Origin of the sequence: Mesotoga sp. HF07.pep.5.2.highcov, assembly GCF_003666285.1 — a bacterium.
Taxonomy (GTDB): Bacteria; Thermotogota; Thermotogae; order Petrotogales; family Kosmotogaceae; genus Mesotoga; species Mesotoga prima.
This window is the reverse complement of record NZ_JFHJ01000316.1, coordinates 1-644: the sequence shown is the minus strand read 5'-3', so window position 1 is coordinate 644 and position 644 is coordinate 1. Positions and strand designations below refer to the sequence as shown.

The following is a 644-nucleotide window of genomic DNA, read 5'->3' as shown; positions in this document are numbered from 1 at the left end:
TTACTCACGTTGCTGACAAGGGCAGAGTATGGAGTAAGAAGACTGAATATTGACATGGTGAAAACGACGGCAGCAACTCCCAACAAGATTTCATTGCCTGTGCTAAGCATAAACATGCTGGCAATTGCGATGATGAAGAGACCTTTAATGAAGAACAGGTATTTCCTGTTTCGGTCGCCTAGATAGCCAATTAGCATTCCGGTGAAGATCGTTATAATCATTCCTGCTGAAACCAGGTTTCCAGCCAGAGCAGTTGAGTGAAACTTGCCATTGAGATACGGTATTAGAACGAAATTGAAGATCCCGTAGATAATCCCCACAGAGGCACTTCCGGACAATAGTTTAATCATCTATATCACTCGTTTCCTCTACGTATCTTACATACTTCTGCAGATCAAGATTTTCGTTTGTTTTCGATACTTTCTGAGTTATGAAATGAGGGATATTGTTAGTTTCGCCTTGGAGAGAAGACAGTGCGCCTGCTATTGCTGCAATGGTATCGGTGTCTCCGCCGATTGATGCACCCATCCTTATTGCTTGCCACACATCATCTCTGCAGAAAAGCCCGATGGCAATCGCTGCAACTGCTACGTCTACCGCCTCCATAGTTGTGCCAAACAGATAGTAGATTCTGTCGAGAAAAT

The 644-nt window shown here is 43.8% G+C and carries 2 protein-coding genes; both read right to left on the bottom strand.

What is annotated here, in order from left to right:
- A partial coding sequence (locus BG32_RS06990) for a hypothetical protein (protein WP_147434864.1) occupies positions 1 to 350 on the bottom strand: 350 nt, incomplete at its 3' end.
- A partial coding sequence (locus tag BG32_RS06985; RefSeq protein ID WP_147434863.1) for an ADP-ribosylglycohydrolase family protein occupies positions 343 to 644 on the bottom strand: 302 nt, incomplete at its 5' end. The genes BG32_RS06985 and BG32_RS06990, both read right to left, overlap by 8 nt.